At 71.3% G+C, this 2,206-nt stretch carries 1 protein-coding gene; it reads right to left on the bottom strand.

What is annotated here, in order from left to right; all coding sequences use genetic code 11:
* The coding region (locus tag VF697_RS36455) for a chitobiase/beta-hexosaminidase C-terminal domain-containing protein (protein WP_331102416.1) at positions 1-2,019 on the bottom strand (2,019 nt) is incomplete at its 3' end.
* Positions 2,020-2,206: the final 187 nt, after the last annotated feature.

Genomic DNA, 2,206 nt, shown 5'->3' with positions numbered 1-2,206 from the left:
CGGCTGGGCCGTCGCGAAGTAGCGCCACAGCGGCCCGGTGGTGGTGATGGAGCAGCCCTGTTTGAGGTCGTACCTGTCCCGCAGGGCCGTGAGCAGTGGCGTGGGCATGCGCAGCTTCAAGTCGGTGAAGGTGCCCGGCGTGTGGGGGTTGCCTACCGTGGACAGGCTCGCCTGCATGTGCCCGACGCCGGAGGTGCCGAAGGGGCTGCTCAACGTGCCGGAGACGGTGAGGTACTCGCTCTCGTAGTCCTCCAGCCGAGCGACGAGGTCCGCGGCGCTCGCATCGGAGAGTAGCGGCGCCAGGGATTCACCCCGGCCGTGCACGACGAAGGAGTCGGACTGGAGGCTCGTCACGCGCGTCTGGCCGGCCACCATGTCCTTGGTGGTGGCCACCAGCGACACGCGGTCACCCGGAAGCGGCGAGGGGGACAGCGTGGCCGGGTCCACCGCGACGAAGAGGGCCGGGCCATTCTTCCGCGACTGGAGGAAGAACCCGGCCGGGTCGGTGTCCGTCTTCGGCTTCACGTAGGTGACGAGCACCCTCTCGATGGGGAGCTCGATCGGGCCCACCTCGGCGGCGCGCACGGCGGCGATGTCGGGGAACACATACGTCTCGGTGCGCACGGGCTCGACGTTGCCCACCGCGTCCACGGAGAAGAACTTCAGCGTGGCACTGGTGGCGATGCGCAGCGGCGTGTCCTCATACCGCGTGGAGTGGGTGTCTGGCGTGGTGCCGTCCAGCGTGTAGTACGTGGCCTCGCACGTGCTGGTGGCATCCGTGCACGCCAGCGTCACGTCCCGCGCGGCGTTGTAGGCGCCTCCCGCGGGCGAGGCGGTGGTGACGGGCGGCAGGACGTCGATCTTGTACTCCAGCACCTGCACGGACTCGGTGTTGCCGGCGTGGTCCACCGAGAGGAAGCGCACCACGGTGTTGGCGGTGATGGGAAGGGGCTTGCCCGCCTCGTACTGGGGCGAGCCCGGGCCGGGCGCGGTGCCATTCGTCGTGTAGTACGTCACCTTGCAACCGCTGCCCGCCTCGTCGGCGCAGGAGAGCGTCACGTTGCGCGTCCCGCCATAGGTGCCGGCCCCGGGGCTGGCGGTGGTGGTGGGCGGGGTGGTGTCGATGACGTACGTCTGCGTCTGGACGGGCTCGGTGTGGCCGGCGGCGTCCACGGAGAGGAACTTCAGCGTGGTGTTGGCCGAGATGGGAAGGACGGTGCCCTCGGTGTAGCGGGGCGAGAGCGGGGTGGGCGTGGCGCCGTTGAGCGTGTAGTGCGTGGCGGCGCACCCGGTGCCCACGCCGTCATCGCACGAGAGCGTCACGTCCTGCCGGCTGTTGTACGTGCCGCCCGCCGGCCGGGCGGTGGTGGTGGGGGCGAGCAGATCGATGACGTAGCGCTCGGTGTGGACGGACGCGAGGTTGCCGGCGGCGTCCATGGCGAAGAACCGGAGCGTGGTGTTGGCCGAGAGGGAGAGGGGGCCGGTGTAGCGCGGCGAGCCCGTGGTGGGCGTGGCGCCATCCAGCGTGTAGTGGAGGGCGGCGCAGCCGGAGCCGCCCGCGTCGTCACAGGTGAGCGTCACCGTGCGCGCGCCGTCATACGTGCCCCCGGGGGGCGAGGCGCTCACCGTGGGCGGCTGCGTGTCACCGCCCGTGGAGGGGAAGGTGTACACCTGGGACTTCACGGACTCGGCGTTGCCCCGCTTGTCCACGGAGAAGAACTTGAGCGTGGTGTTGGCCGAGACGGGAAGCGCGTCCTGGAAGGTGGGCGAGGTGCGCGAGGGCTCGGAGCCGTCGGTGGTGTAGTGCGTGGCCGCGCAGCCGCTGCCAGCGCCGTCGTCGCACAGCAGCGAGACGGTGACACCGGCGGTGTACGCGCCGCCGGCCGGGCTCGCCCGGGTGCTCGGGGCGGTGGTGTCCGTGTCGGCTGGAGGGGGAGCAGGCGGCTTCGAATCACAAGCGCTCGCGAGCTGAAGCACGAGCAGCGTCGAGGCACAGCGGGCGGTCCAGGAGTGCGTCATCGCCGCGCAGGGTGTCACCGCGTGTGGAGGCGCGACAAGGGGGGCCCCGGCCCACTCGCGCGCACCCGGCGCGCGCGTTGTGAGCCGTTTCCGGTTCGTCTAACGTTGCCCGGCCGAGACGGAGCCCACGTCCCCCACGTCCTCTTCGCTCGCTCCCTCCGATGCCGTCTCCCGCCCGCGTCCCCCC

The sequence above is a fragment of the Archangium sp. genome (assembly GCF_036388035.1).
In the GTDB taxonomy this organism is placed as follows: domain Bacteria; phylum Myxococcota; class Myxococcia; order Myxococcales; family Myxococcaceae; genus Archangium.
The sequence above is the reverse complement of the archived record's forward strand: the minus strand, read 5'-3'. Positions and strand labels throughout refer to the sequence as shown.